The following is a 25,635-nucleotide window of genomic DNA, read 5'->3' as shown; positions in this document are numbered from 1 at the left end:
CAGAAACAAGAGCCCCGCTCGGGGTGAACGGGGCTCGGATACATGCGTTTACGCAGCTGCTACAGCGCCATCGTGCGGGCGCGGTCGATGCGCGCTAGGCAGTCGTCGCGACCGACGAGCGCCATGGTCTCGCCCAGCGGGGGGCTCACCATGTTGCCGCAGACGGCGACGCGCACAGCCTGGAACACCACGCGCTTCTTGAGGTCCATCTGCTCGGGCAGCGGCTCAAGCGCGGCGTCGATGTTGGCAGCCGTCCACTCGTCCACGCCCTCGAGCGCGGCCTTGGCGGCATCCAGAATGGCACCCATGCCCTCCTTGGCCAGGCCCTTGTTGACGGACTTCTCGTCATACTCGAGCGTCTCGGCCGTGGCAAAGATGGGAGCGGCGACGGTCACGGCGTCGGCCGGCATCTTGGTGCGCGGCTTGACGATGGCAGCAAGCGCATCGATCCAATCCTCGCCGTACTCGACATTACCCTCGATGAGACCCGCCTCGTGCAGCTCGGGGACCATGATCTCGTCGGCAAACTGAGCATCGGACATACCGTTGATGTACTCGGCATTGACCCAGTCGAGCTTCTTGGGGTCGAAGGTCGCCGGGTTCTTGGAGATGCGGTCGAGCGAGAACTTGCTGGCCAGGACATCGCGCGGGATGATCGTGGTCTCGCCGTCGAGCGACCAGCCGAGCAGCGCCAGATAGTTGACGAAGGCGTCGGACAGGTAGCCGGCGTCGCGGTACTCCTCAACCGAGGTGGCACCGTGGCGCTTGGAGAGCTTCTTGCCGTCGGCGCCCAGGATCATGGAGATGTGGGCGAACGTGGGCACCGGCGCGCCGAGGGCCTCGTAGACCATGACCTGGCGCGGGGTGTTGGACAGGTGGTCGTCGCCGCGGATGACATGGGTGATCTTCATCATGGCGTCGTCGACGACGGTCGCGAAGTTGTACGTGGGCGTGCCATCGGAGCGGAAGATGACAAAGTCGTCGAGCTCCTTGGCGTCGAAGGTCACCTCACCGTGGACGGCGTCGTGGATGACGACGTCGCCGCGGTCCTCGGGCACCTTGATGCGCAGGACGTAGGACTCACCGGCCTCGATGCGGCGGCGGGCCTCCTCGGGATCAAGATCGCGGCAACGGCGCTGATAGCCCTGGAAGGGGTCCTTGCGCTCCTGCGCGGCCTTGCGGTCGGCGTCGAGCTGCTCCTTGGTGCAGAAGCAGGGATAGGCCTTGCCCTCGTCCCAAAGCTTCTGGGCGGCCTGCTTGTACAGGTCCAGGCGCTCGGTCTGGGCGTAGGGGCCAAAATCGCCGCCCACCTCGGGACCCTCGTCCCAGTCCAGGCCCAGCCAACGCATGGCGCGCAGGATGATCTGCGTGTTCTCGTCGGTGGAGCGGGTGGGATCGGTGTCGTCGATGCGCAGGATGAACGTGCCGCCGTTTGCACGGGCGAAAGCCCAGTTATAGATAGCGGTGCGGGCGCCGCCGATGTGCAGCTTGCCCGTCGGTGAGGGTGCAAAGCGGACGCGAACGTCTGATGCCATGGAAATCTCCTCGATTGCAGGATGGATGTCTAACCGCACCAGTATAAAGCATCAATGCAACCTCCGCACAAAGGGCACCGACCCAATCATTGGGGACCTACTCATTGGGGACAGACTTAAATGACCATTCTTTGAGCAACCTGTCGGCACTTAGGTAAGGCTGGTCATTTAAGTCTGCCCCCAATGAGTAGGTGCGGAAAGGGTGTGAATGTTTGATTTACGCGCTATGATGTGCGCTTGCATAGAGAGCCCGGCGGAATGGTAACGGTCGCCGGGACACGTTATTGAAAGGACAATCATGTCAGAAGAACTTCGTTCCATCCCACCCCAACACGGGTCCTTTGTTTTTACGTCGGAGTCGGTGACCGAAGGTCATCCCGATAAGATCGCCGACCAGATCAGCGACGCCGTCCTCGACGCAATTCTCGCCAAAGAAATAGAGCTGCAGGAGCAGGGCTACATCGCCCCCAACGGCGTGCCGGCCAACGTGGAGAACGTCCGCTGCGCCTGCGAGACCCTCGTGACCACCGGCACCGTCATCGTCGCCGGCGAGATTCGCACCCAGGCCTACGTCGACGTACAGGAAATCGCCCGCGGCGTTATCCGCCGCATTGGCTACAACCGTGCCAAGTTCGGTTTTGACTGCGACACCTGCGGCGTTATGAGCCTCATCCACGAGCAGTCGCCCGATATCGCCCAGGGCGTCGACGAGTCCTTCGAGACCCAGACCGGCGCTACCACCGACCCGATCGACCTGATCGGTGCCGGCGACCAGGGCATGATGTTCGGTTATGCCTCCAACGAGACCAAGACCCTCATGCCCATGCCACACTACCTGGCAAGCCGCCTGGCCGAGCGCCTGGCAGCCGTGCGCCACGACGGTACCCTCGCCTATCTGCGTCCCGACGGCAAGACCCAGGTCACCGTGCGCTATGAGGAAGGCAAGCCCGTCGAGGTCACGACCATCGTCATCTCCACGCAGCACGCCGCCGAGATCGAGGACATGGGCAAGATCAAGGCCGACCTCATCGAGCACGTCATCACCCCGGTCATGGCCGCCGAGAACATGCCGTGGGACAACGCGGACATCTACGTGAACCCCACCGGTCGCTTTGTCGTGGGCGGCCCCATGGGCGACACGGGCCTCACCGGCCGCAAGATCATCGTCGACACCTACGGCGGCTACGGCCGTCACGGCGGCGGTGCCTTTAGCGGCAAGGACTGCACCAAGGTCGACCGCTCCGCCGCGTATGCCGCGCGCTGGGTCGCCAAGAACGTGGTCGCCGCCGGTCTGGCCGACCGCTGCGAAGTCGAGCTTGCCTACGCCATCGGCGTTTCCAAGCCCCTCTCAATCATGGTCGACACCTTCGGTACCGCGCATGTTGCCGAGGACAAGATCGTCGAGGCCGTAGAGAAGACCTTCGACCTGCGCCCAGGTGCCATCATCCGCGACCTAGACCTGCGTCGCCCCATCTACGAAAAGACGGCAGCCTACGGTCACTTCGGCCGCGAAGACCCCGACTTCACCTGGGAGAAAACCGACCGAGTCAAAGAACTCAAAGCAGCCTGCGGCCTGTAATTAAGAACCGCCAAGGTTTCAACGACATAAGCGCTTAAAAAAGAAGTACCGCTCCCAACCGGTACTTCTTTTTATTTAAACGGTGGTGAAGATGCTTCGATATGAGCCCACGCTGCGTCACCAGCTAATGAATTTTGCAGCACACGCGCCTCTACCATGTATCCTTAGTTCCGAGGGCTTTGGTATTTGGTCGGTCGCGAGTTCCGCACGAGCCGGAGGCCACTTAATGTGGCCTCCGTGCGAGCCAGGACTGTAGAGCAGGCGACCAAATACCAAAGCCCTCGGGACGACGGGATAGATAAGGAGCATCCATGGCAGGCAAGCCGCAAACACTAGCTACGACCTCGGCATTCGAAATCTTGGGCCCCGTCATGGTCGGCCCCAGCTCATCGCACACCGCCGGCGCCCTGCGCTGCGCCCAAGTTGCCGCCAGCCTGTTGGAAGGTCGCATCACCAAGGTCACCTTTGGCCTGTGGAACTCCTTCGCCCACACCTACCGCGGCCACGGCACAGACCGTGCGCTCGTCGCGGGCATACTGGGCCTCGACACCGATGACGAGAACATCAAGCAGGCCTTCGACCTCGCACGCGAGCAGGGCCTCGAATATCACTTTGACATCAAGGGCGACGACGCGTCCATCCACCCCAACACCGTCGACATTGACATGGTCGACGACACGGGCGCCACGGCACAGGTCCGCGGCGAGAGCCTGGGCGGCGGCAAGATGCGCATCAGCCGCATTAACGGCGTCGGCGTCGACATCTCGGGCATGTATTCCACGCTCTTCGTGGCGCACAAGGACGTCCCCGGTGTACTCGCCGCGCTCACCAACCTGCTCGCCTACGCCCATGTAAACATCGCCTTCTGCCGCACCTACCGCACCGAAGTGGGCGGCCAGGCCTACTCCGTCTTTGAGACCGACGGCACGCCCGACGACACCGTCGTCCCCATGCTGCGCAAGCTCGACAATGTCGATTACGCAACGTTTATCGAACTCCCCGGTTCTGCCTCGTCGCTCTCCCCCGGCGTCTCGGCCAAGGAAATCTTCGACGACGGCGAGCAGTTGCTCGATGCGTGTGAGGAACTGGGGCTCAGCATCGGCGCCGTCATGGCCGTTCGCGAGGCGCGTCTGACCGGCGAGGCCCACGCCGTCGCTGCCATGCGCCGCGTGCTCGACGTCATGCGCGAGGAGACCACGGCCCCCATCGCCAATCCGCAGCGTTCGCTCGGCGGGCTTATCGGCGGCGAGGCCAAGCTTGTCGAAGCCACCGGCCGCAACGATTTGAGCGCAAGCCTGATGGGCCCCGTTCAGACCGATGCCGTGACCCGCGCGATGGCCGTGCTCGAACGCTCCGCCACCATGGGCGTGATCGTCGCCGCCCCCACGGCAGGCTCAGCGGGTGTTGTGCCCGGCTGCGTGCTTGCACTCGCCGATCGCCTGCAGCTCGACGACGAGCAGGTCATGGACGCGCTCTACTGCGCAGCCGCCATCGGCCTCAACCTCACCACGAGCGCCTGCGTCGCCGGCGCCGAGGGCGGATGCCAGGCCGAGGTGGGAAGCGCCGCCGCCATGGCAGCCGCCGCGCTGGTGCAGATGCTCGGCGGCACGCCCGAGCAGGCGCTCGACGCCAGTTCCATCGCGCTGAGTAACCTGCTGGGCCTCGTTTGTGACCCCGTCGGTGGCCTCGTGGAGGTGCCCTGCCAAAACCGCAACGCCATCGGCGTAGCAGCGGCCTTTAGCTCGGCACAACTCGCCCTCGCAGGCATTAAGAGCTTGGTGCCGTTTGACCAGATGGCACATGTAATGCTCTCGGTGGGCCACGCGTTGCCAGCCACGCTGCGCGAGACGGCAAAGGGCGGCATCGCGCAGGCTCCGGCCGCACTTTCGGCCTGTGCAAAATGCGGTGTGTGCGGATAGCGACTAAGAACGACTCAAAGGTGGGACATTTGTCCCAGCTCTTTCGAATGCCACCGTTTCCGTACCACAAACAGCAGGGCAATCGCTATAATGCAAGCCCAGTAAAAACACGATGAACCGCAAGGCGAAAATCGAAGGATATGCATACGATGTCGCAAAACGATCGAACTCAACTGATTCCCGATCCGCAGCATCCGAGCAGGCACACCGGCGGCGTTCAGTCACCGCGTCCTATCGCGCCGAGCCACGGTCAGCAGCGTGGTGCGGCAAACGCGCCCCAACGCCCGAACCAACAGCGACAGCAGCGTCAACAACGTCAGCAGCGCCAGGCAAACGGCAATGCGCCCAAGCAGCCCCCCACGCACGCCCGAGGCGATCGCGGCCCCGCGCGCAAGTCCGCCGGCAACAATAAGTCGGGCAAAAAGACGACGCTCTTTGTCGTCTTGGGTCTTATCGTCATTGTCTATATCGTAGGAATCGTAGCGTTTTCGCAGCTAGCCTACCCCAACACCACCATTGCCGGCGTCGACGTCTCGTTCTCCAACGCTTCGTCTGCCGCTACCAAGGTCAATTCGGCATGGAAGCACTATAAGCTCACCGTGACAGGCGATGACTTTAGCTGGACCTATCAGCCCGAGTCCGATGAGCCCATCGTCGATGGCGAAGCTGCCGCAAAAGAGATTATCAGCCACAACGAAGCCTTTGTATGGCCGGTCCGCCTTGTGGAATCCTTAAGCGGCAAGGCCAAAACAACCGCTACCTCCAACGAAGTCGATCTTGATCAAGACGTCGACCTGTCCATGCTCTCCGATACCTTTGACCAAAAGAAGTTTGAGAAGGATCTGGGCGCCGCCATCGACGAGTTTAACGAGGGGCGTTCGGGCACGTTCGAGGCCAATAGCTCCTATGACGAGCAGGCCGGCAAGTTTACCGTCGAGAAGGCGCGCTCCAACGAAAAACTCAACCGCGAGCATGTCATTAAGTATGCCGAGCTCGAGCTTGCCTCGCTGGCCGAGACCGTAGATCTTTCCAAGCTCGGCAACGATGCCTATGAGCCGCTCAATGGAACGCTGACCGATGATCAGATTCAGGCCGCATGCGATGCCGCCAACAACTTCCTGGGCGTCAACGTGACCCTCAAGCTCAACGGCGAGGATGCCGGCAAGGTTGATGGCAGCTCCGTGTTGCAGTGGATCAGCTTTGCCGATCCGGCCAATCCCACGCTCGATACGTCGCAGATCAGCAGCTGGGCAGCCGAGCTCGCCAACGGCTTTAATACCGTGGGCTCCACTCGCTGGTGGACGCGCGCCGATGGCAAGCAGTGCGCCGTCGAAGGCGGCGACTTTGGTTGGTCCATCGACAGCAGCTCGCTCGCCAAGCAGGTCGAGGACGCCATTAACAACAAGCAGACCGGCGAAATCGAGATCAAGTACTCCCAGAAGGCCGACACCTTTACCGCAAAGGGAGAGCCCGACTGGAAGGCGTATATCGACGTCGACCTGTCCGAGCAGCACGCGCGCTACTATGACGAGAACGGTAATATCGTTTGGGAGGCCAACTTTATATCCGGCAAACCGGGCGAAGACGCCACCCCCGAGGGCGTGTGGCAGATCAACAGCAACGACGGCGGCAGCACCCTGATCGGAGCCAAGGACCCCGAGACCGGTAAGCCCAAATACGAAAGCCCGGTGAGCTACTGGATGCCGTTCGAGGGCAATATGATCGGCTTCCACGATGCCACCTGGCAAAACGACAAGAGCTTCGATAACGCCGAGTCGTACAAATGGTGCGGCAGCCACGGCTGCATCAACCTGCGTCTGGCAGACGCCAAGGCACTTCACGACTGCATCAAAGTCGGCCTGTGCGTGGTTGTCCACTCGTAGTGCAACGCGCGCATTCCTACAACGTGGAACCGCAGCGACCAATCTAACAGTTCCGAAAGAAACCGTCCTATGCGCCCGCCCCAACCGGTGGGCGCATATACTTATCGAGGTACTTTCTATAAAGGAGACGCTATGCCGAATGTCCCCACGACCACCCCGGGCCCGGATGATACCGAGCACACGCTCGAAGATGTCACCGAAACGATTCCTCTGATTACAAACGTACATGCCGATAAGCAGAGCGGACGCGCGAACGATGCGACCGAGATTTCCGATGAAGAGGCATATGCCAAGCTCAAGGCAAAACGTGCCGAACGTCGACGCAAAAAGCTCATCCGACGCGGCATTGCGGCCGGCGTCGTGGCCGCCATTGTGCTCATCGCCGTTGTCGTGACCTTAGCCATCAACGCACGGCCCGCAGGCAACAACGGGCCGGTGACCGACATGGTGACCGAGGGCACGTTTACCACAACGGTCGAGGCGAAAGGCCAGCTCAAACCCATTTCGTCCTCAGTGGTCTCCCCTTCTGTCGACGGTACGGTCGATTCGATCAACGTGCAGGCGGGCCAATCCGTCAACGAGGGCGACGTGCTTATGACCATTAAAAACGACGAGCTCGATCGCAACGTTGCCGAGGCGCAGCGTGCAGTTGCTGCCGCTCAAGAAGACCTCGCTAATGCGAAGAAAGCCGCAGCTGCCGCTCAGGCCACCCCAACGACGGACGTCGATGGAGCTTCCGCAGCGGCTGGCGTCTCCGCCGCATCGGCGGACACGAACGCCGTATCGGCCGCGCAGCGCAGCCTCGCATCGGCCCAGGCAAACCTCGATCAGGCGAACGCCAAGGCGGCCAGTCGTACGGTCACGGCCCCGAGCTCGGGCAGTATCGTGGAGCTCAACGCCAAGGTGGGCGCCACGGTAACAGGCGGCATGATCATGGGCGAAAGCGATACGAGCGGCGGCAAGCAGTGCATGCAGATCGCCGACCTATCTAAGATGAAGGTGACCGTGCAGGTGGGCGAAAAGGACATCGCCAAGATCGCCGTTGGGCAGAGTGCCAACGTCACGTATCCCGCGTTTCCCGATATCGTAAGCCAGGGAACGGTCACGGCCATCGCCTCGGTGGCAAACTCCGACGCCGTCAACGGTGGCGGCGGCAGCGTAACCTTTAACGTCGACATTCTCATAGAGGCGCCCGACGCGCGCCTGAAGCCGGGCATGACGGCCGAGGTATCGGTGGTGACCGAGCAGCTCGACGACGTGGTGATGGTGCCGACGATGGCGCTCATGACCGAAGACGGCGAACACTATTACGTCAACGTGGCAACCGATGACGAGGGCAAGCATACCCGTCGCGTGAAGGTGACCGTCGTGACGCAAAACGACAACGAAGCCGTAGTCGGCAAGACACAGGTCAAGCGCGACGACCAGGGCAACGAGATCAACCCCAACGTGCCGGTTACCAAGCTGCGCGATGGCGACACCCTCGTCATGGACACCGGAGCGGACGCAACGGCTGACGGCGGCTACAGCACGGATTCGGGCAGCATGTCTGACGACGAGGGCATGTAATGCGTCCCGTTATCGACATCCGCAACGTGCACCGCATTTTTGAGAGCGAGGCGGGTTGCGCCCACATCCTGCACAACGTGAGCCTGGCGGTAGAACCCGGCGAGTTCGTCGCCATTACCGGCCCTTCGGGCTCGGGCAAGTCAACGCTCATGAACATCCTGGGCTGCCTGGACAAACCGACGGCGGGCGACTATTACCTGCAAGGGCTCAACGTGGCCGAGCTCGATGATGACGAGCTCACCGAAGTCCGCGCCCTGAGCATTGGCTTTGTCTTTCAGAGCTTCAACCTGCTGCCGCGCCTGTCGGTTATCGAAAACGTCATGCTGCCGCTGGCCTACACCAATGTGCCCCGTAGCCAGCGCGAAATGCGCGCCGTTCACGCGCTGCAGGCTGTCACGCTGCCCGTCGACCACTGGGACCACCGCATATCCGAGCTCTCGGGCGGCCAGATGCAGCGCGTCGCAATCGCGCGCGCCCTCGTCAATGACCCGCCCATCATCCTGGCCGATGAGCCGACGGGAAACCTGGACTCCGCTACCGGAGCGCTTGTGATGGAGACCTTCCATAAGCTCCAGAAGCGCGGCAAAACCATCGTGCTTATCACACACGACCCCGGCATCGCCGCCGAGGCCGACCGTGCCGTGACCATCCGCGACGGTCGCATTCACGATGGCGCGTATATTCCACATGCACCGCGGACCCTGCGCAGCGCCGTGGATAGCCTGCCCATGATTTCCGCCTCCGCCAACCCGCCGAAAGGAGAGATGGCATGAGCGCCCGCGATCTCATCCAGGAAGCCCTTCACTCGCTCGAGGCCAACAAGGGGCGCAGCCTGCTCACCATCCTGGGCATTGTCATCGGCATCGCCTCGGTTATCGCCATGACTTCGCTCATCGGCGGCATCCAAAACAGCCTGGTCAACAGCCTGGGCCTCAATGCGGCACGCATGGTGCAAATCTATTCGTCGCAAGAACTCACAGAGTCGGACATCGAGAAGCTTCAAAAACTGGTGCCGCAGATAGAGCAGATCGGCATTGTCGACAGCGCGTATACCGAGTACAAGACCGGCGATAAAAGCTATACCGTCATGGCACAGGGTGTCGATAGCGACATGCTCGACGCCGTGGGGGCCGGAAAGCTCGTTGCGGGGCGTACCTATTCCCAGGCCGAGTCTCAATCAGGCTCGCGCGTGGCGCTCATCAGCCGCGGCGGCGCCGATCAGCTTTACGGCAACGAACAGGATGCGCTGGGGAAAACCATCAAGGTGTCCAACGGCGAGGTGCAGATTGTCGGCGTGATTGACGGCGGCAGCGACTCCATGGGCTCGCTCACGCTGTATATGCCACGCGAAACCATCTCCGGCCTGTTTGGCGACGAGAATCCTTCATTCCCCAGCGTGACGGCGCTCGCCGCCGAGGGCACGGACATGGATGAGCTCTGCAAGACCATCGAGTCCAAGGTGCGCGCGATGAAGGGCATCGAGGAGGAGGATGAGTACAACAGTGTATCGGCGACCTCCATGAAAAGCGCCATCGATGCACTCAACTCCTTTATGGGCGCGTTTTCGCTCATCATGGGTGCTGTCGCCAGCATCTCGCTGCTTGTCGGCGGTATCGGCATTATGAATATGATGCTTACCAACGTAACGGAGCGCATCCGCGAGATCGGCATCCGCCGCGCTCTGGGCGCAAGTCGTCTCGATATCACTGCGCAGTTTTTGGCCGAATCCTCGGCGCTGTGCGTCACCGGCGGACTGCTAGGTGTCCTGATTGGCTATCTGCTGGCCTGGGGCCTCGCGATGTTTGCCTCCGGATCCGGGATTCTTGGCGAGCTCGGAGCCAGCGGGCAAATCATACCGAGCTTTTCAATCGCCACGGTGCTGCTGGCCTTCGCCGTCTCCGTCGGCATCGGCGTAATCTTTGGCTTCTACCCCGCTCGCCGCGCAGCAAAGCTCGACCCCGTCGAGTGTCTACGCTACCAGTAAGCCACCACCAATAAGTTGCGGTGAATTAGGGACTGAATATGCTATCTAACAGCAAAAACAGACACTATTTCACCGCAACTGATTGAAGGGCCCTAGGCGCGGCGAGCGCCTAGCGCGCGAACTCCCGTAAGAGCGCGTCTTCCACTTCCCGAAGCGAAAGGGCCCCGCCTCCCTCGGCGGGACGGGTGATCACGATGCAGCGCGCTCCCACGTCGCGCGCGGCGGCAAGCTTCTCGGCTGTGCCGCCTACGGTTCCCGAGTCCTTGGTCACAAGCCACTGGGCGCCCACCTGCCGAAGCATCGCCTCGTTGAGCTCGCGGGTGAAGGGCCCCTGCATGCCGATGACGTGCGACGGCGAAAACCCCGCGTCGATGCACTTCGTTATAGCACCGGGCAGCGGGAGCACACGCACGAAGAAGCGCTCCGCGAAATCGGCGACGCGCGTGTAGGGAGCAAGCTCCTTGCTCCCCGTCGTGAGAAGCGCGCGACCCGGGTTCTCGGAGAGAAAGCGCGCCGCGCAGGCGATCGACGCGACCGGCACGACGCCTTTGGGCAGCGCTTCGACCGGGCGCGCAAGGCGCAGACATCGTGCACCCACGGCGAGCGAAGCGGCCCGGATGTTGCCGCTTGCGAGCGTAGCGAAGGGGTGCGTGGCGTCGACGACGACGCGCGCGCCGGAAAGATCGCGCTCCATGTCGGCATCGTCGAGCCTGCCCGCATGCACCTCGATGCCCGAAAGCTCGCCCAAAAGCTCTCCTCCGTACTCGGTTGCCGCGTAGGCACGGGCGGGGATGCCCGCCCCGCTCGCCCATTCGCACAGAAGGCGGCCCTCGGTGGTGCCGGCGAAGATGCGCAGCGCCGGCACGGATGCGGGAGCCGTCACTTCGCGCCACCCGTGCGCGTGATCTGGTAGAGCAGCGCGTTCATAATGGCGGCCGCCACGGTCGAGCCGCCCTTGCGACCCCTCGCGACGATGGCCGGCACGCGTCGCGCGAGTAGCTCCTCTTTCGCCTCGACCACGTTCACAAACCCGACCGGCACCCCAACGACGAGCGCGGGCGCGATCTTCCCCGCGTCCATGAGCTCGGCGAGGCGCAGAAGTGCTGTGGGAGCGTTGCCGACGGCCACGATAAGCGGACCCTCGATGCGGCAAGCTTTGTCCATGCTCGCAACGGCGCGAGTCGTGCCCGCGGCGCGCGCCGTTGCGGCGACATCAGGGTCGGCCATGTAGCACACGGCCTTGCAGCCGAGCTTTGCGAGCGCGGGCTTGCTTATGCCTGCGAGCGCCATGTTCGTGTCGGTGAGCACCGTGGCCCCTGCGCGCAGTGCGTCGAGCGCACAGTGCGCGGCGTCATTGGTGAACACGAGGGAATCGGCGTACGAGAAGTCGGCAGTGGTGTGGATGACGCGCTTCACGACGGGCTCTTCGAGCGGCGGGAACGTGCGGCCGCCGAGCTCTTCGGTGATGATCTCGAAACTGCGCCGCTCGATGTCGCCGGGCGCCATCTCCTTGGAATCCATCTAGTACTCCACTCCTTCCCGTGCACGTATCCCCTGCTCGTAGGGGTGTTTCTCGCACCGCATCTCGGTTATGTAGTCGGCCTTCTCCACGATCTTGCGGGAAGGCGCGCGCCCGGTGAGCGCTACTTCGACGCCGCGCGCGGACAAATCGAGCGCGCGGTCCACGAGAGCCTCGTCGACAAGCCCTTTCGAAAGCGCGTCGAGCGCCTCGTCGAGCACGAGCAGCCCCTCCTGAGCGCCCTCGAGCTCGGCGAGCGCGGAAGCGAGGTTCCCATCGTGCAGCTCGCACGTCGCGGCAAGTTCTTCCGACGTCATTGACCAAGTAAACTTGTCCGACACCTTCCCCGCGAACACGGGAACGCCGAAATGCTCGGCGAGCAGGCGCGCCTCCCCGCTTTCGCCGTCTTTCAGGAACTGCACGACGACGACGCGGCAGCCTGCGGCGAGCATGCGAAGGGCGAGGCCCATCGCCGCCGTGGTCTTGCCTTTGCCGTCGCCATGATACACGTGGATCATACGCCCTCCTCGATAATGCGGTAGACATACTCCATGTCGAGCGCCCCGCGCACGACGTCGGCCAGGCGGTCAAACTCGCGCGCACGGTGATCGGCCGCGGACGCCGCGCCCGCAGCACCCACGACGCTCTCGGGCAGGCCGCGCATGCGCGCGAGCGAGCGCGCGAGGGCGAACGCCACCCCCGGTTCGTCGAACAGGCCGTGGAGATAGGTTCCGAACACGTTTCCGCAGGCCGCGCCTTCTGGTTTGCCGCCAATCGTGCCCGCAGGGGCGCAGGAGACGGTCGTTTCGCCGTCGTGAATCTCGTACCCGCGAGCCGTCATGCCGTTCCACACCGAGAACGCGCCTTGAGCGCCCGTAACGCGCAGCTCCGACTGGGCGAGGCGCTTTTCCTCCTTGAACACCGTACTTGCAGGGATGAGCCCGAGCCCGCGCGCGGTGCAAGCGCCTTCCCTGCCGTGAGGGTCGTAAAGATCGTCTCCCAAAAGCTGGTAGCCTCCGCATATGCCGAGCACTGGCGTGCCCGCGTCCGAAAGCGCGCGCACACAGGCTCCGATGCCGCTAGCCGCAAGCCAGCGCGCGTCGTCGAGCGTGGTCTTCGAGCCGGGGAGCACCACCAGGTCGGGTCGGCCGAGATCGGTCGCCGAGGAAACGTAGCGCACGCCCATGCCGGGCACGCGCGAAAGCGGGTCGAAGTCGGTGAAGTTCGACAGATGCGGAAGGCGCACGACGGCGACGTCGATGACGCCGCGCGCCTCGCGGGTAGATAGGCGCGGCGCGAGCGAGTCCTCGTCGTCCAGGTCGAGCGTAAGATACGGCACGACCCCCACGACGGGAACCCCGCACATCTTCTCGAGCGGGGCCAAACCCGGGCGCAGGATTTCCACATCGCCGCGGAACTTGTTCACCACAAGCCCCCGCAAAAGCGCGCGATCCTCGGGCGCAAAAAGCGCGACCGTGCCGTAGAGCTGGGCAAACACCCCGCCTGGGTCGATGTCGCCCGCGAGCAGCACGGGGGAGGACACGGCGCGCGCGAGCCCCATGTTGACGATGTCGTTTTCGGCAAGGTTGATTTCGGCGGGGCTGCCGGCACCCTCGATGACGATGACGTCGTTTTCCTCCGCGAGCGAATCGAACGCCTCCAAAATCTGCGGCATGAGCGCCTTCTTTCGCGCGAAGTAGTCCCTCGCAGCGAAGGCTCCCTGCGCCTTGCCGGCCACGATGAGCTGGCTTCGGTGGTCGCTTTCGGGCTTGAGCAGGATGGGGTTCATGCGCACGTCGGGCGCGATGCCGCACGCCTCGGCCTGCATGATCTGGGCGCGCCCCATCTCGAGCCCGTCGGCCGTGACACCGCTGTTGAGCGCCATGTTCTGACTCTTGAAGGGAGCCACGCGCAGGCCGTCCTGCGAAAGCACACGGCACAGCCCCGCCGCAAGCAGGCTCTTCCCCGCGTTCGACATGGTGCCCTGGATCATGATGGGCTTCGCCCTACCCACGGGTATCGACCTCCTTCGCCGAGCCACGACCATCCGCGCCCGCCATAGCGCCGCTGCAAGAAGCGCCGCCCCGTTCGTCGGGTTCGCCTTCGCCCGATGCGCCTTCCGCCCGAAGCACGCGGCTGAACGCCATCGCAAGCCGGGCATTCTCCTTGCGCGTGCGCACCGCGACGCGGCACCAGAAACGGGACAGTACCGAAAACGAGTCGCATGTGCGGACCAAAACCCCCTGTTTATACAGGCGCTCGGGGATGTCTTTCGCCGGCGTGCGGACTAAAAGGAAGTTCGCATCCGACGGCACGACGGAAAGCCCGAGCGAGGAGAGCTCGTGGGAAAGCCACGCTCGCTCGCCCGCCAATACATCGCGCGTGCGCGAGACGTATTCAACGTCTTTCAGGGCGGCGATGCCCGCGGCCTCGGCGACCGAGGAGACGGGCCACGCCTGCCCCGCCCGGCGAATCCCCTCGATGAGTTGGGCGTTTCCGCTGATCAGATATCCCAACCGCAACCCCGCCATTCCGTAGAGCTTGGTAAACGCGGAGAGCACGGCCACATAGCGCGAACACGCGGCGCGTGCGGCCACGCTCCTTTCGCGGGCGTCGGGCGCAAATCCGAGGAAGCACTCGTCCACGATGAGCAGCGCGCCCACCTGCTCGCAGCGGCGAGCCGCGGCATCGATCACGCTGGGGTCGACGAGGCGCCCCGTCGGGTTGTTCGGATTGCAGAGGTACGCCACGTCTCCCGGCCCCTCGATCGCGCTGGCGAAGGAGGCGGGCACGTCGAAGTCGTCCGTTTCGGAGAGCGGGAACTCCTGCACGCATGCGCCGTAGTACGATGCCGCCTCCGCATATTCAGAGAACGTCGGCGCACACACGACGATGCGTTTCGGGCGCACCGCCGCGGCGAGCCGCCAGATGATGTCGGACGCGCCCGCGCCGCAGACGATAGTATCTTCGGGAATGCCCTGGGCGCGCGCTAGGGCGCGAACGAGGGCGATGCTTTCCCTATCGGGGTAGGCGTCGATTCGAGAAAGCGCCTTGCAAGCTGCGGCGACGGCGCGCGGCGAGGGGCCTGCCGGATTCACGTTCACCGAGAAGTCGATGAGGTCGGAGGCGCCCCCTTCGCAAGCGATGCCGAGCGATTGCGCGCTGCCCCCATGCGTACGGGCGCGAAGGATTCCCCCGGCAGCCCGGGGTGCGGCGTGGTCCACCCTCATGCCATCGCCCCCACGGCGAGCACGACCGCCGCGCGCGCGGCGCCGAAGACGACGAGCGCGCATACGGACGCGGCGAGCATGAGCCTTGTCGCCCAGGCGATGTCGTCCCACTCGATTTCGCGGGACGCGTCGCCTATCGTCGGTTTCTCAACGAGCTTGCCGAAATACACCGCGGGTCCTGCCAGGCGCAGCCCGAGCGCGCCCGCGCACGCCGACTCGGTCTGCGCCGCGTTCGGGCTCGCATGGCGACGCCTGTCACGGCGCCAGATGCGCGCCGCCCCGCGCGCGTCGAGCCCGACGATCGGGCACACGGCGATCATGAGCAGGGCCGATAAGCGCGAGGGAATCCAGTTCACCGCATCGTCGAGGCGCGCCGAGGCGCAGCCGAAGTCGATGTAGCGCGCGTTTTTGTAGCCCACCATGCTGTCGAGCGTGTTCACCGCCTTGTACGCCATACCCAAGGGCGCACCCCCGATCATAAGGTAGAAAAGCGGCGCGATGACGCCGTCGCTCGCGTTCTCCGCCACCGTTTCCACGGCGGCGCGCGCAACGCCCTGCTCGTCGAGAACAGACGTATCGCGTCCCACGATGAGCCCGACGGCTTCGCGCGCCGCGACAAGGCCGCCCTTCGAGAACGCGCGGGCCACGGCCAGGCTCTGGCGGCGCAGCTCGCATGCCGCGAGAATCTGATAGCTCGCCCATGCCTCGGCCACGAAGCGCAAGCCGGGGTGAACCATGCCGCAAAGATGCAGGATTCCCCAGGTCAAAAGCCCACACGCAAGCGGAAGCGCCACGGCGAGCACAAGCCCTGCGGCGCGCGTGCCCGCGGACGTTTGCGGGAATGCGCCCCGCAGGCGGCCTTCGGCCCACGTGATCGCGCGCCCCATGGCGACGACGGGATGGGGGAGCCAGCGCGGGTCGCCGAAGGCAAGGTCGGCCGCGAACCCGGCGGCGACGGCAAGAATCGTCATCACCGGGCATCGCCCCCCGAAGCGGGGCGAACGTCGCGAAGGCAGCGCCCATCCCAGGTGGCGGCCCATGCGCCGCCCGGCTCGGTATGCACGTCGAAATATCCCATTTTCGGGACAGCTAACTCGGAGAGCAGCGCTTTCACGGTACCCGCGTGAACGACGAAGACGGCGCGCCCACTCCCCTGGGCGCGCTCCGATTCGCACGCCTCCCGAAACGCCGCGACGACGCGGCGGGTGAAATCGCCCTTGTCCTCGCCATGCGGGCAGCGCGTCTCGCACCAGGAGTCTACCCAGGCGCGGTAGCGCACATCCTCTTTAAGCTCGGCTGCGCTTCGCCCCTCGAAGTCACCGAAATCCATCTCGCGCAGACCGGGGCACGCCATAAGCTCCGCGTTCGGGAAGAGGATGCGCGCCGTCTGGTCGGTGCGGGCCATGCCGCTCGTGATAACACGAAACACGTCACGATCGCACGCGAGGTCGCGCAAAGCGCGCTCGCCCGCGCTCGACAGGGGCTCGTCGGTGCCCGCCCCGCTGTAGCGATGGTCTTCCGTGCCCGCCGTGGCACCATGGCGCACGAAGACGACTTCCAAAGGCGCGCCCGCGCCCTGCGTCCCTCGAGGCGCATCGGCAAGGTTTCCTTTGATGACCTGGGGAATCCCGCACGTCATGCGCACGACGACGTCGGCGCGCGCAGCGAGCGCGCATCCCAGGCGCCCCGCGCGCTCGCGCCATTGGGCGTCTTCCGCACGCATAGGGACGACCCCCGAGCCGACCAAGGACAGAATCACTACGTCGAAGCCGATCAGCCGCTCGAGCGCCCGGTCAGCGTCGAACGCGCGTACGAGTTCCTCAGCACGGTACGCGACGCGGCCGGCAAAAGCCGCGGGCACACCGCCCTCCGTAAGCTGCGCCGCGTCGACGAAATCGTCCGCCGCGAACCCGAGCTTTTCGCGCACGAAGGTCCTCTTCCCCGAATGCGCGCCACCTACCACGAGCATCATAGGAGCATGCCCCCCGCCACCAGCATGGCAAGCATCGCGAGCTCGGCCCATTGCAGAAACCATCCGGCCAAATCCCCCGTCACCCCGCCGAAGCGGGACAGGGCAACATGGCGGTACCACGCGAGCGCCAAAAGCCCCGCCACCGCCATAAGGGCGCCGACGGCCCGAGCGCACGCGACCATCCCTGCAGCTGAAGCCGCAGCAAAAGCGCAAAGCGGCACGACGATCGCCGCGCGCTTCTTTGCAGGCGAGAGCCCCGCGGCCATGCCGTCCGCCCGCGCGGCAGGCCAGCATTCTACGGCGAGCCCCGAAAGCGCGCGGGAGAACACGAGCGAGCACAGAAGCGCGAGGAACGCCCCCGCCGTAAGCGGCAGCGCGGTGAACAGGGAAAATTGCAAAATAAGGTACACGACAACACCAATGACCCCGAAGGCGCCCGCCCGCGGGTCGTGCATGATCTCGAGCTTTCGCTCGCGCGGGGCCCAACTTGCAAGCGCATCGGAGGTGTCGCAGAGCCCGTCTAGGTGGATGCCTCCCGTCACCGCCACAGGCAACGCCACGAGCACGGCCGCGACAATGGTCGCGGGCACGCCGAGTAGGTTCGCCACGTGCCCCCACGCCGTCATGAGGAAGCCTTCCGCAACGCCCACCAGGGGAAACGCAGCAAGCGCATGGGTTGATCCGAAATCGGTCCAGGCCGATTTCGGGACGGGGATGCGCGAGAACGTTCCGAACGCCGCGCCGATTGCCTCTGCTATCTTCACCTTGTAGGTCCTTCGCCTTTCATCCACACGGGAATCCCGCATACCACTTCGACTGCGCGGTCGGCCAGCGCCGCCACGCCCGCGTTCACGCGCGCGAGCGCGCGACTCCATGCCTCGGTCCCCTCATCGTAGCGCATCCCATCGGCGAACACGTCGACGGAGACCACCACCGTATACGCAGCGGCCTGAGCGAGCCGTTCGATGTCTCCGAGCACCTCGCGCGCCGCAGCGTCGGGATCACGTGGGGACAAGCCGCCTTCCGCGAAGAGCTTGTTCGCAACCAGGTTGCCCACGTCCTCCAAAAGAAGCGTGCAGCCGCGCGGAAGCCCGGACGCTGCGGCGCCCACGTCACGCGTGCACTCGAGAGTGGAAAACCCCTTGCCCTCGCGCAGCGCCCGATGGCGCGCGATGCGGCGGGCGCCCTCTTCCCCGAAGGGCTCCATCGTTGCCAGGTAAACGCGGGGGCCGTCGTGCCCGAGGCACAGGGACTCGGCGTAGGCGCTCTTGCCGCTCGCGGCGGCGCCGATGACGAGCGTTACCGTCATTTCCCGGCCTCGAAATGCTCATAAGCAGCCATGCCAGTCGCCGTGAACGTCTTCCCATCCCGGTACACGCGCAGCGCCGAATCCAGAAGAGGCAGATACGCCATGGCGCCCGCGCCCTCGCCCAAGTGCATGCCTGCGTCGAGGGGTGCCTTTATGCCGAGCTCGCGAAGGAGCTCCTGGCTTGCGGGTTCGCTTGATGCGTGGGTGCCCACGAGGTAGCCCAAGGCGTTGGGGCAAAGGCGCACCGCGCACAAGGCCGCCGTGCAGGATATGACCCCGTCGAGGAGCGCCGGCACCTTCGAGGCCGCGGCCCCCAGGTAGAAGCCGCACATCGCCGCGATGTCGAAGCCGCCCACCTTCGAGAGCACGTCGATCGGGTCGGCGGGATCGGGCGAGTTCGCATCGATAGCGCGCTCGACCACGTCGCGTTTGCGCGCGAGCGAGGCGTCCGAGAGCCCCGCGCCGCGCCCGACGAGGCTCCGCGCGTCCGCCCGGATGAGCACTGCGGCCACCGCCGCCGAGGTGGTCGTGTTGCCGATGCCCATCTCCCCCGCGGCGAGAAGGCGCACGCCGGCGCGGGCAAGTCCGCACGCGACGGCGATTCCGACCTCGATCGCGCGCACGGCCCCATCGCGAGACATAGCGGAGCCGTGCGCGATATTGCCGCTCCCCCGCCGCACGTTCGCGCGCACCATGCGCGCGTCTTCTATGCCCCGGGCCATACCCACGTCGACGGGCACGACCTCGGCACCCGCGAACGCCGCCATGCGGCAGGCGCTCGTGGCCCCCTCGCACATGTTGCGCGCGACGGCACACGTCACGTCTTGTCCGCTTTGCGACACGCCTTCGGCAACGACCCCGTTGTCGGAGAAGAATACCGCGAGCGCACGGGGAAACTCGGCAACCTCGGCGCTCCCCTGAGCTGCGGCGATACACGCGACGGCGTCTTCAAAGTCGCCCAATCCCCCCAAGGGGTGCGCGATGGAGTCCCACGCGGCGTACGCGGCGGCGCGGGCGCACTCGTCTGCGGGCGCGATGCCGGAGAGCGCGGCTTCGAGCACGGCGCCCGGCGCCGACGAGAACGCGCGCTCGACTTCCTCGCGGATGCAGACAAGCGCGGTTTCGGTTACTTCAGCCATGCCGTCTCCTCTCTGCGAACGACGCTGCGGCAGACGCGAACGCGCGCGCAACGTCGGGGTTCGCAGGATAGTACACATGCGGGAAGCCCGCAACCAGGGACGGGGTAGTCGTCATGCACGGCCAGCCTTTGTCGCGCCGGGGCTTTTGCGCCCAAAAGTCGCCGCCCGGGCAGGTGGACTGCCAGTAGTGGAACTCGTGCGCGCGGATGCGTGTGCCGCGCGGCCCGTAGAGCCCGTCGCGTTGGGAAGTGAGCTCCACGTACCCGAAATGTGACAGCCTTCCCCCGTTCTCGCTTGCGCCCACAAGGGCGCCCACAACAGGCCAGCGCCGCCCCTCGCTATCGGAGATTTCGCGCTGCAGGTACAGAAACCCACCGCATTCGGCAACCGTCGGCATGCCGGATTCCACCGCACGCCGCACCGCCTCGCGCATCGGCGCGTTCTCGGAGAGCTGCCGCACATGGAGCTCCGGGTAGCCGCCTCCCAGATAGAGGGCGCTTGTCCCCCGTGGCAACTCGCTATCACACAGGGGGCTGAAAAAGGCCAGCTCGCAACCCAGGTCCTCGAGCGCGCGCAGGTTCTCCTCGTAGTAGAACGAGAACGCCTCGTCACGCGCAACGGCGACGATGGGCCGCGCTCCCGCGATCGGCTCCAACCGGTAAGGTTCCTCGCAGATATCGGGTGCCGTCGCCGCTATTTCGAGCAAGCGGTCGACGTCGACGCTCTTTTCCACCAGCTCGGCCATCTTGTCGATGCGCGCGGAGAGCTGCTCGACCTCGTCGGCGGTCACAAGCCCCAGATGCCGGCTTTCGAGCGAGAACGCCTCGTCGGCGGGAATATTACCCAAAACCGCGACGCCCGTGTGCTTCTCGATCGCAGGCGCCGCGTAGGCGCAGGCAGCGGCGCTCGTCTTGTTCAGCACGACGCCGCGCACGTTCGCACAAGGCAGGAACTCGGCGATGCCGCGAATTACGGCGGCGAGCGATAAAGACGCCCCGCGCCCGTTCACCACTAAAACGACCGGCGTTTCCGTGTCGCGCGCAACCTGGTAGCTGCTCGCGTCGGCCACGCCGGGCGCCATGCCGTCGTAGAAGCCCATGACCCCCTCGAGCACCGCGACATCCGCGCCCGCGGCGCCGCGTGCGAGCAGGGCGCGCAGCGTCGGGGCGTCGGTGAAGAAGCCGTCTAAGTTGCCCGAGCGCGCGCCCACGACGCGACGATGAAAGAGCGGATCAATGTAGTCGGGGCCGCATTTGAAGGCCGCGCATGCAAGGCCGCGGCGCGCGAGCGCGCGCAGGAGCGCGCACGTAACGACCGTCTTGCCGCTCCCGCTCGAGGGCGCAGCGACCATGAAGCGCGGGATGGTCGTGCTCACCGGGCGCCGCCTTCCCCACCTGCACCACGCGCGCTGACGAGGAACACGGGGTTTTGCGCCTTCATAAGATGGTGCGAGCCTACAGCCTCGGCGCGGGCGGCCGACACCTGGCAAGCCTCGAACCCCTTAAAGCGCGAACTCGAGAGGAGCGCGCACGCCTCGGTGAGCGTCTCAACGGTGACGCATGGCACGCACAGGCGAACCTGCGAGTTCTTCTCGAGCGCCACCTCCACGATGGAGGGAAGCTCGCCCGCGCTCCCGCCGACGAACACGGCGTCGGGGACGGGCAGTATCGCGAGCGCTTCGGGGGCGACACCGGGGACCGCATGCACGTTGCCGCACCCGAATGCATCCGCGTTCTCTCGGATGAGCCGCACGCCGGCCGCGTTGCGCTCGACCGCCCATACCGACCCCGCTCGCGCGACGAGCGCCGCCTCGATCGACACGCTCCCCGTGCCGGCGCCGACGTCCCACACGGTGTCGGTCGCGGTAAGGCGCAGCTTCGCGAGCGCGACGGCGCGCACCTCCTGCTTGGTCATGGGAACGTCGCCGCGGATGAAGAGCTCGTCGGGAATGCCCGAGGAAGCGTACGGCCAGCGGGAACTCGCGGCGCGGGATGCGCCCGCAGAGTCCGCCGCGGAAGAAGCCGCCGCGGGCGCAGACACGCCGGCCGGCACCTCGGAGGCTGCGCTAGAGCCCGCAGGCGACCCGGCGCCGCCTGCGAAATCGATAAGCATCACGTTCAAGTCGTCGAACGTCTGACCTGTGATTTCACTTGCGGTCGCGCAGGTGATGCGCTCGTCGGGGTACGACAGGCGCTCGGCCACCGTCACGCACGCGTCCCCGAAGCCCGCCTGCACAAGCTCGCCCGAAAGCCGCGAGGGATCTTCCCCGCCCGACGTGACGAGGAAGAGCTCACCTGCGCGCTCGGCCTCGGCCACGATGTCGCACGCCACGCCGTGAGCGCTCGCGAAGCGCCAATCCTGCCATGGACGCGCGAGGCGCGCGGCGAGATACGACGCTGAGCTTATGCCGGGAATGACGCGCACGTCCACCTGCGCGTCGCCGGAGAGCGCCTCCACCAGGCGGCGCGCGCCGCTGAACAGCCCCACATCGCCCGTCATCACGACCACGGCGCGCTGCCACGACGCCGCATCGGTGAGCGCGGCGACGATGTCCGCCGTCTTCACGAGCTCGCATCTCACCACGTCGGGCGGCACGTCGATGCCGGCAAGCGCGCGATGAGCGCCGATGACCACGTCGGCGATGTCGATCGCGTCGAGCGCCGCGCGCGAGAGCAAGTCGGGGTTTCCGGGCCCCGCCCCGATGATCGTTACCTTTCGCATGGAATCTCCCGATACCCGCGCGGCGTGACCATACGGCCGCCTACGAGCTTCGTGTCCGCGTTGCCGACGAACACGGTGGTGAACATGTCGGCGTCGATCTCCCCCAGCTCGGAGAGCCTGCACATGCCCGACTGCTGCCCCTCGCGCCCGATGTTGCGTACCCAGCCGCAGAGCGTGTCGGGGGCCTTCCATTCAAGCATAATCTTCACCGCGCGCGAGAGCCTGTCGGCGCGCTTTCTGCTGCGCGGGTTGTACAAACAGATGCAGAAGTCGGCGCTCGCGACGGCGGCGAGCCTGCGCTCGATGATCTCCCACGGCGTGAGCAGGTCAGAGAGCGACACGACCGCAAAGTCGTGGGCAAGCGGGGCGCCGAGCACCGCCGACCCGCTCTGAGCCGCGGTGGCCCCGGCGATAACTTCCACGTCTACATCGGGGTAGTCCTCCGCAAGATCCAACACGGGGCTCGCCATGCCGTACACGCCCGCGTCACCGCTGCACACGAGCGCCACGGCTTCTCCGCTCTGCGCGCGCGAAAGCGCCAGGCGGCACCGTTCGACCTCGTGCATCATCGGCGTCGCGAGATGCGCCGCGTCGGGCACGGCGGCGAGCGCGAGCTCCACGTATTTCGTGTACCCCACAACGATGTCGGCCGCCTCGAGCGCGCGCCGAGCCGCAATCGTCATGCCGTCGGGGCCGCCTGGGCCGATCCCCACCACGAAGAGCTTTCCCATCACCGCTCCTTAAACGAAAGTTTGATAGTTACCTTGGAAAACGCGACGGTCACGCCGCCGTGAGCGAGCTTCGGGAAGATAAGCTTGCCCCCGTCCGCGAGCGCCGCGCGCTCGCACACGTTGTCGACTCCCACCGTCGCGCGCACGAAATCAGATGGCGAAACGCTGCCTTCGACCTGCGACAACTCCTCTGCGGAATACGTCGCAAGCGGGATATTGCGCGCGCGGCAGAAGGCGAGCAGACCCTCCTCGTGCGCCTTCACGTCGATCGTCGCCGCCTCGCGCACGGCCGAAGGCGAGATGCCCGCCTGCCCGCACGCGAGAAGAAACGCCTCCCCGATCGCTTCGGCGCACGCACCGCGACGGCACCCTATGCCCGCAACGATGCAGGGCACGACAAGGCGAAGCGGCTCGGGCGCAGGCGCCTGCGCCCGCACGCCCGCCGGCTTCCCCGTCTCACCGGCGGGCACGACCTCGCCCGTTGTCTCCGCCGCGCGAACGGACGCACCTGCATTCGCGCCAGCAAACGGCGACACGACGATATCGGCACGAGCGCGGTCGGACGCAATGTCAACCCCCTCAGGCGGCTGTCCCGAAATCGGTATGTCGGAATAGAGCGCCACGCGCCCGCCCGAAAGCAGCCGCGCCGACACTCGCTTGATGGCCTCGGGATTCGAAACGGCGAGCCCCGCACAGCGCGCCCACGTATCCACCGCCCACACGCCGCGGACGTCGGTCGCCGTAGTGATGACGGGGATGGCCCCTGCCGCGCGTGCCACAGTTTGCGCAAGCTCGTTCGCACCGCCCAAATGCCCCGACAAAAGCGGGACGGCAAAGCGCCCCGCCTCGTCGATCACCACAACCGCGGAATCGGTTGCCTTCGAGGCGACATGCGGCGCGATCGCCCGCACGGCGATGCCCGCCGCGCCCACGAACAGAAGCGCGTCCGACGCTTCCCACGCGAGCGCCGTCCATGCGCGCAGGTCGGCCTTCCCCTCGCCGAACCCGCGCGAAACGGAAACGTCCCAGCCAGGGTCATCTTCACCTGTCTGCGCGCAATCGGAAAGCGCGCGTGCGGTGCGCTCCGCCAACGCATACCCCCTCTCAGTGAACGCTATGCAGGAAACCCTCATCTAGCGCACCACCATCGTCGAGAAGTAGCTGCCCCGATCGGGCACATCATCGAGCGAGCGGTACACATGCTCGCCCGGAAGCCCACAGTCCTCTACGAGCTCGGCACCGTCGAAGGCGCCCTCCTCGCGAAGGATGCGCTTCGTGTCCGCAAGCGAGCGGCGCGCCATCATGACCACTTTCGTCCCCGGCCAGCCGATTGCGCGGCGCACGCCGTACAGCACGCCTTTACTCATACGTCGCCCCCAATTCCCCGATGACTGCATCGGCGCCCGACGTGCGGAAAAGCTCGCGGCGCTCGGCGTCGAACACGACCGCGGCGATGTCGCATGCGCCCGCCGCGCGGCGGCGCAACCTGTCCTCGATTGCCGCAGCGAGCGAGGCGCGCGCAGCGTCCCCCACGCCGGCGGCCTCGATTACCTCGAGCGCCGCCGTGGTCGTGACCGACGACATGATCTCACGCACGGTCTTCGCGCCCGCGCCGGCCAAGGCCGCGTGGGCGGCCAGAATCTCCGCGCGGCAGTCAGCGGTACGCGAATGGGTGTCCATGATGCCGCCAGCGACCTTCACCAGCTTGCCGATGTGTCCCACAAGAAGGACATTGGTGAATCCCTCGCGAACGCAGCAATCAATCGCATCGCCCACGAAGTTGGAGATGAAGACCACCGGCGCACCGTTTAGGTGGAAATGCCCCGAGATGAACTGCCCGCCGTAGTTGCCGGGCGTGAGCACGACTCCACGCCGCCCCATAGCCGCATACTGCCGGATCTCGAGCTCGATGCTGTCGCGCAAGGCAGCGAGGCTGCGCGGTTCGACGATGCCCGTCGTGCCCAGGATAGAGATGCCGTCCTTTATCCCCAGGTGCGGGTTGAAGGTCTTTTCGGCAAGGGCAACGCCCTCGGGTACCGAAATCGTCACAGCAATATCTCCAGAAAAGCCGTGCACGGCGCACACCTCGCGCACCGCCGAAGTGATCATCGCGCGCGGCGTCGCGTTGATGGCGGCCGCCCCCACCGGCTGCTCGAGCCCGGGCAACGTCACGCGCCCCACGCCCACGCCGCCATCGACGGAAACTTCCGATTCGCGCGTGGGCACGCCCTTGCTGCCCGCAGCGCCCGTGCCCGACACCGCATGTTCCACGCGCGCGTACACGAGCACGCCGTCGGTCACATCGGCATCGTCGCCTGCGTCCTTTCGAACGGCGCACTGGGCGCACCTCTCGCCGATGCATGCGTCGACCACGTTCGCCTCGACGGGCAGCCCGCCGGGGGTGACGATCGACACGAGGCCGACGGGCTTTCGTGACAAAAGCATCTCGCAGGCCGCCTTCGCCGCGAGCGCGGCGCAGCTCCCCGTGGTGTAGCCGCAGCGCAGGCGGGTCGTCCCGGTATATATGTAGTGCTCGAAGGCCACG

General features: G+C 65.6%; 23 protein-coding genes. 6 read left to right on the top strand and 17 right to left on the bottom strand.

The window, feature by feature from the left end:
• Positions 1–59: 59 nt before the first annotated feature.
• Complete coding sequence (gltX, locus tag FGQ67_RS06710; RefSeq protein ID WP_117776492.1) at positions 60–1,535, bottom strand: glutamate--tRNA ligase; 1,476 nt, start codon at positions 1,533–1,535, stop codon at positions 60–62.
• A 298-nt stretch (positions 1,536–1,833) separates the two neighbouring features.
• Here gltX and metK point away from each other — a divergent pair, with 298 nt between their 5' ends.
• The 6 genes from metK to FGQ67_RS06680 all read left to right on the top strand — a co-directional run bounded on the left by metK (position 1,834) and on the right by FGQ67_RS06680 (position 10,469).
• Entirely contained in the window at positions 1,834–3,114 is a 1,281-nt protein-coding gene (gene metK, locus FGQ67_RS06705) for a methionine adenosyltransferase (RefSeq protein WP_138340815.1), read from the top strand.
• 311 nt (positions 3,115–3,425) lie between these two features.
• Positions 3,426–5,033, top strand: coding sequence for an L-serine ammonia-lyase, iron-sulfur-dependent, subunit alpha (sdaAA, locus tag FGQ67_RS06700; protein ID WP_138340812.1), 1,608 nt, complete (start codon positions 3,426–3,428; stop codon positions 5,031–5,033).
• Positions 5,034–5,182: 149 nt separating this feature from the next.
• A complete protein-coding gene (locus tag FGQ67_RS06695; protein WP_171025233.1) occupies positions 5,183–6,916 on the top strand; it encodes a L,D-transpeptidase in 1,734 nt (577 codons plus the stop codon).
• 132 nt (positions 6,917–7,048) lie between these two features.
• On the top strand, positions 7,049–8,485 hold the full coding sequence (locus FGQ67_RS06690; protein WP_171025232.1) for an efflux RND transporter periplasmic adaptor subunit: 1,437 nt from the start codon (positions 7,049–7,051) through the stop codon (positions 8,483–8,485).
• Positions 8,485–9,258 (top strand): ABC transporter ATP-binding protein, encoded by a 774-nt coding sequence (locus FGQ67_RS06685; protein WP_138340805.1) that lies wholly within the window; start codon positions 8,485–8,487, stop codon positions 9,256–9,258. Before FGQ67_RS06690 ends, FGQ67_RS06685 begins: the two co-directional genes overlap by 1 nt.
• The gene (locus FGQ67_RS06680; RefSeq protein WP_138340803.1) at positions 9,255–10,469 is read left to right on the top strand and encodes an ABC transporter permease; all 1,215 of its coding nucleotides are present in this window, start codon (positions 9,255–9,257) and stop codon (positions 10,467–10,469) included. Before FGQ67_RS06685 ends, FGQ67_RS06680 begins: the two co-directional genes overlap by 4 nt.
• A gap of 109 nt (positions 10,470–10,578) precedes the next feature.
• On the opposite strand, the gene cobK is transcribed toward FGQ67_RS06680, so the two are convergent.
• Genes cobK through cbiD form a run of 16 tightly spaced genes read right to left on the bottom strand, consistent with a single transcriptional unit; the run spans position 10,579 to position 25,634 of the window.
• The gene (gene cobK, locus FGQ67_RS06675) at positions 10,579–11,352 is read right to left on the bottom strand and encodes a precorrin-6A reductase (RefSeq protein ID WP_138340801.1); all 774 of its coding nucleotides are present in this window, start codon (positions 11,350–11,352) and stop codon (positions 10,579–10,581) included.
• A complete protein-coding gene (locus tag FGQ67_RS06670) occupies positions 11,349–11,990 on the bottom strand; it encodes a precorrin-8X methylmutase (protein WP_138340799.1) in 642 nt (213 codons plus the stop codon). The genes cobK and FGQ67_RS06670 overlap by 4 nt, the downstream gene beginning before the upstream one ends.
• The gene (locus tag FGQ67_RS06665; protein ID WP_138340797.1) at positions 11,991–12,506 is read right to left on the bottom strand and encodes a cob(I)yrinic acid a,c-diamide adenosyltransferase; all 516 of its coding nucleotides are present in this window, start codon (positions 12,504–12,506) and stop codon (positions 11,991–11,993) included.
• The gene (locus FGQ67_RS06660) at positions 12,503–14,002 is read right to left on the bottom strand and encodes a cobyric acid synthase (protein WP_249934410.1); all 1,500 of its coding nucleotides are present in this window, start codon (positions 14,000–14,002) and stop codon (positions 12,503–12,505) included. Before FGQ67_RS06660 ends, FGQ67_RS06665 begins: the two co-directional genes overlap by 4 nt.
• Complete coding sequence (locus FGQ67_RS06655; protein ID WP_171025231.1) at positions 13,995–15,218, bottom strand: pyridoxal phosphate-dependent aminotransferase; 1,224 nt, start codon at positions 15,216–15,218, stop codon at positions 13,995–13,997. The genes FGQ67_RS06660 and FGQ67_RS06655 overlap by 8 nt, the downstream gene beginning before the upstream one ends.
• Positions 15,215–16,189: an adenosylcobinamide-phosphate synthase CbiB gene (gene cbiB / locus FGQ67_RS06650; protein ID WP_138340791.1), complete on the bottom strand. Its 975-nt coding sequence runs from the start codon at positions 16,187–16,189 to the stop codon at positions 15,215–15,217. The genes FGQ67_RS06655 and cbiB overlap by 4 nt, the downstream gene beginning before the upstream one ends.
• Positions 16,189–17,145: a histidine phosphatase family protein gene (locus tag FGQ67_RS06645; protein ID WP_249934409.1), complete on the bottom strand. Its 957-nt coding sequence runs from the start codon at positions 17,143–17,145 to the stop codon at positions 16,189–16,191. Before FGQ67_RS06645 ends, cbiB begins: the two co-directional genes overlap by 1 nt.
• Positions 17,146–17,186: 41 nt before the next feature.
• On the bottom strand, positions 17,187–17,954 hold the full coding sequence (cobS, locus tag FGQ67_RS06640) for an adenosylcobinamide-GDP ribazoletransferase (RefSeq protein WP_171025230.1): 768 nt from the start codon (positions 17,952–17,954) through the stop codon (positions 17,187–17,189).
• A complete protein-coding gene (locus tag FGQ67_RS06635) occupies positions 17,951–18,499 on the bottom strand; it encodes a bifunctional adenosylcobinamide kinase/adenosylcobinamide-phosphate guanylyltransferase (RefSeq protein ID WP_138340785.1) in 549 nt (182 codons plus the stop codon). The genes cobS and FGQ67_RS06635 overlap by 4 nt, the downstream gene beginning before the upstream one ends.
• Positions 18,496–19,638: a nicotinate-nucleotide--dimethylbenzimidazole phosphoribosyltransferase gene (gene cobT / locus FGQ67_RS06630; RefSeq protein ID WP_138340844.1), complete on the bottom strand. Its 1,143-nt coding sequence runs from the start codon at positions 19,636–19,638 to the stop codon at positions 18,496–18,498. The genes FGQ67_RS06635 and cobT overlap by 4 nt, the downstream gene beginning before the upstream one ends.
• Positions 19,631–21,013 (bottom strand): cobyrinic acid a,c-diamide synthase CobB, encoded by a 1,383-nt coding sequence (locus tag FGQ67_RS06625; RefSeq protein ID WP_249934408.1) that lies wholly within the window; start codon positions 21,011–21,013, stop codon positions 19,631–19,633. The genes cobT and FGQ67_RS06625 overlap by 8 nt, the downstream gene beginning before the upstream one ends.
• Positions 21,010–22,359 (bottom strand): precorrin-6y C5,15-methyltransferase (decarboxylating) subunit CbiE, encoded by a 1,350-nt coding sequence (gene cbiE, locus FGQ67_RS06620; protein WP_138340783.1) that lies wholly within the window; start codon positions 22,357–22,359, stop codon positions 21,010–21,012. Before cbiE ends, FGQ67_RS06625 begins: the two co-directional genes overlap by 4 nt.
• On the bottom strand, positions 22,347–23,072 hold the full coding sequence (gene cobJ / locus FGQ67_RS06615) for a precorrin-3B C(17)-methyltransferase (protein WP_238057340.1): 726 nt from the start codon (positions 23,070–23,072) through the stop codon (positions 22,347–22,349). Before cobJ ends, cbiE begins: the two co-directional genes overlap by 13 nt.
• A 17-nt stretch (positions 23,073–23,089) precedes the next feature.
• On the bottom strand, positions 23,090–24,223 hold the full coding sequence (locus FGQ67_RS06610; RefSeq protein WP_138340779.1) for a cobalt-precorrin 5A hydrolase: 1,134 nt from the start codon (positions 24,221–24,223) through the stop codon (positions 23,090–23,092).
• Positions 24,224–24,457 carry an SAM-dependent methyltransferase gene (locus tag FGQ67_RS06605; RefSeq protein WP_212746020.1) on the bottom strand — a complete coding sequence of 78 codons (234 nt, stop codon included), beginning with the start codon at positions 24,455–24,457 and terminating at the stop codon, positions 24,224–24,226.
• The gene (cbiD, locus tag FGQ67_RS06600) at positions 24,450–25,634 is read right to left on the bottom strand and encodes a cobalt-precorrin-5B (C(1))-methyltransferase CbiD (RefSeq protein ID WP_271735668.1); all 1,185 of its coding nucleotides are present in this window, start codon (positions 25,632–25,634) and stop codon (positions 24,450–24,452) included. Before cbiD ends, FGQ67_RS06605 begins: the two co-directional genes overlap by 8 nt.
• Between the last annotated feature and the right edge of the window lies 1 nt (position 25,635).

The organism is Collinsella aerofaciens, from assembly GCF_005845035.1.
Taxonomy (GTDB): domain Bacteria; phylum Actinomycetota; class Coriobacteriia; order Coriobacteriales; family Coriobacteriaceae; genus Collinsella; species Collinsella aerofaciens_I.
This window is presented reverse-complemented; position numbering and strand designations above follow the sequence as displayed.

Coding starts and splice junctions, on each gene's coding strand:
- gltX (WP_117776492.1), bottom strand. CDS start 1,535: ATGGCATCAGACGTTCGCGTCCGCTTTGCACCCTCACCGACGGGCAAG.
- metK (WP_138340815.1), top strand. CDS start 1,834: ATGTCAGAAGAACTTCGTTCCATCCCACCCCAACACGGGTCCTTTGTT.
- sdaAA (WP_138340812.1), top strand. CDS start 3,426: ATGGCAGGCAAGCCGCAAACACTAGCTACGACCTCGGCATTCGAAATC.
- FGQ67_RS06695 (WP_171025233.1), top strand. CDS start 5,183: ATGTCGCAAAACGATCGAACTCAACTGATTCCCGATCCGCAGCATCCG.
- FGQ67_RS06690 (WP_171025232.1), top strand. CDS start 7,049: ATGCCGAATGTCCCCACGACCACCCCGGGCCCGGATGATACCGAGCAC.
- FGQ67_RS06685 (WP_138340805.1), top strand. CDS start 8,485: ATGCGTCCCGTTATCGACATCCGCAACGTGCACCGCATTTTTGAGAGC.
- FGQ67_RS06680 (WP_138340803.1), top strand. CDS start 9,255: ATGAGCGCCCGCGATCTCATCCAGGAAGCCCTTCACTCGCTCGAGGCC.
- FGQ67_RS06670 (WP_138340799.1), bottom strand. CDS start 11,990: ATGGATTCCAAGGAGATGGCGCCCGGCGACATCGAGCGGCGCAGTTTC.
- FGQ67_RS06665 (WP_138340797.1), bottom strand. CDS start 12,506: ATGATCCACGTGTATCATGGCGACGGCAAAGGCAAGACCACGGCGGCG.
- FGQ67_RS06655 (WP_171025231.1), bottom strand. CDS start 15,218: ATGAGGGTGGACCACGCCGCACCCCGGGCTGCCGGGGGAATCCTTCGC.
- cbiB (WP_138340791.1), bottom strand. CDS start 16,189: ATGACGATTCTTGCCGTCGCCGCCGGGTTCGCGGCCGACCTTGCCTTC.
- FGQ67_RS06635 (WP_138340785.1), bottom strand. CDS start 18,499: ATGACGGTAACGCTCGTCATCGGCGCCGCCGCGAGCGGCAAGAGCGCC.
- cobT (WP_138340844.1), bottom strand. CDS start 19,638: ATGGCTGAAGTAACCGAAACCGCGCTTGTCTGCATCCGCGAGGAAGTC.
- cbiE (WP_138340783.1), bottom strand. CDS start 22,359: ATGCGAAAGGTAACGATCATCGGGGCGGGGCCCGGAAACCCCGACTTG.
- FGQ67_RS06610 (WP_138340779.1), bottom strand. CDS start 24,223: ATGAGGGTTTCCTGCATAGCGTTCACTGAGAGGGGGTATGCGTTGGCG.
- FGQ67_RS06605 (WP_212746020.1), bottom strand. CDS start 24,457: ATGAGTAAAGGCGTGCTGTACGGCGTGCGCCGCGCAATCGGCTGGCCG.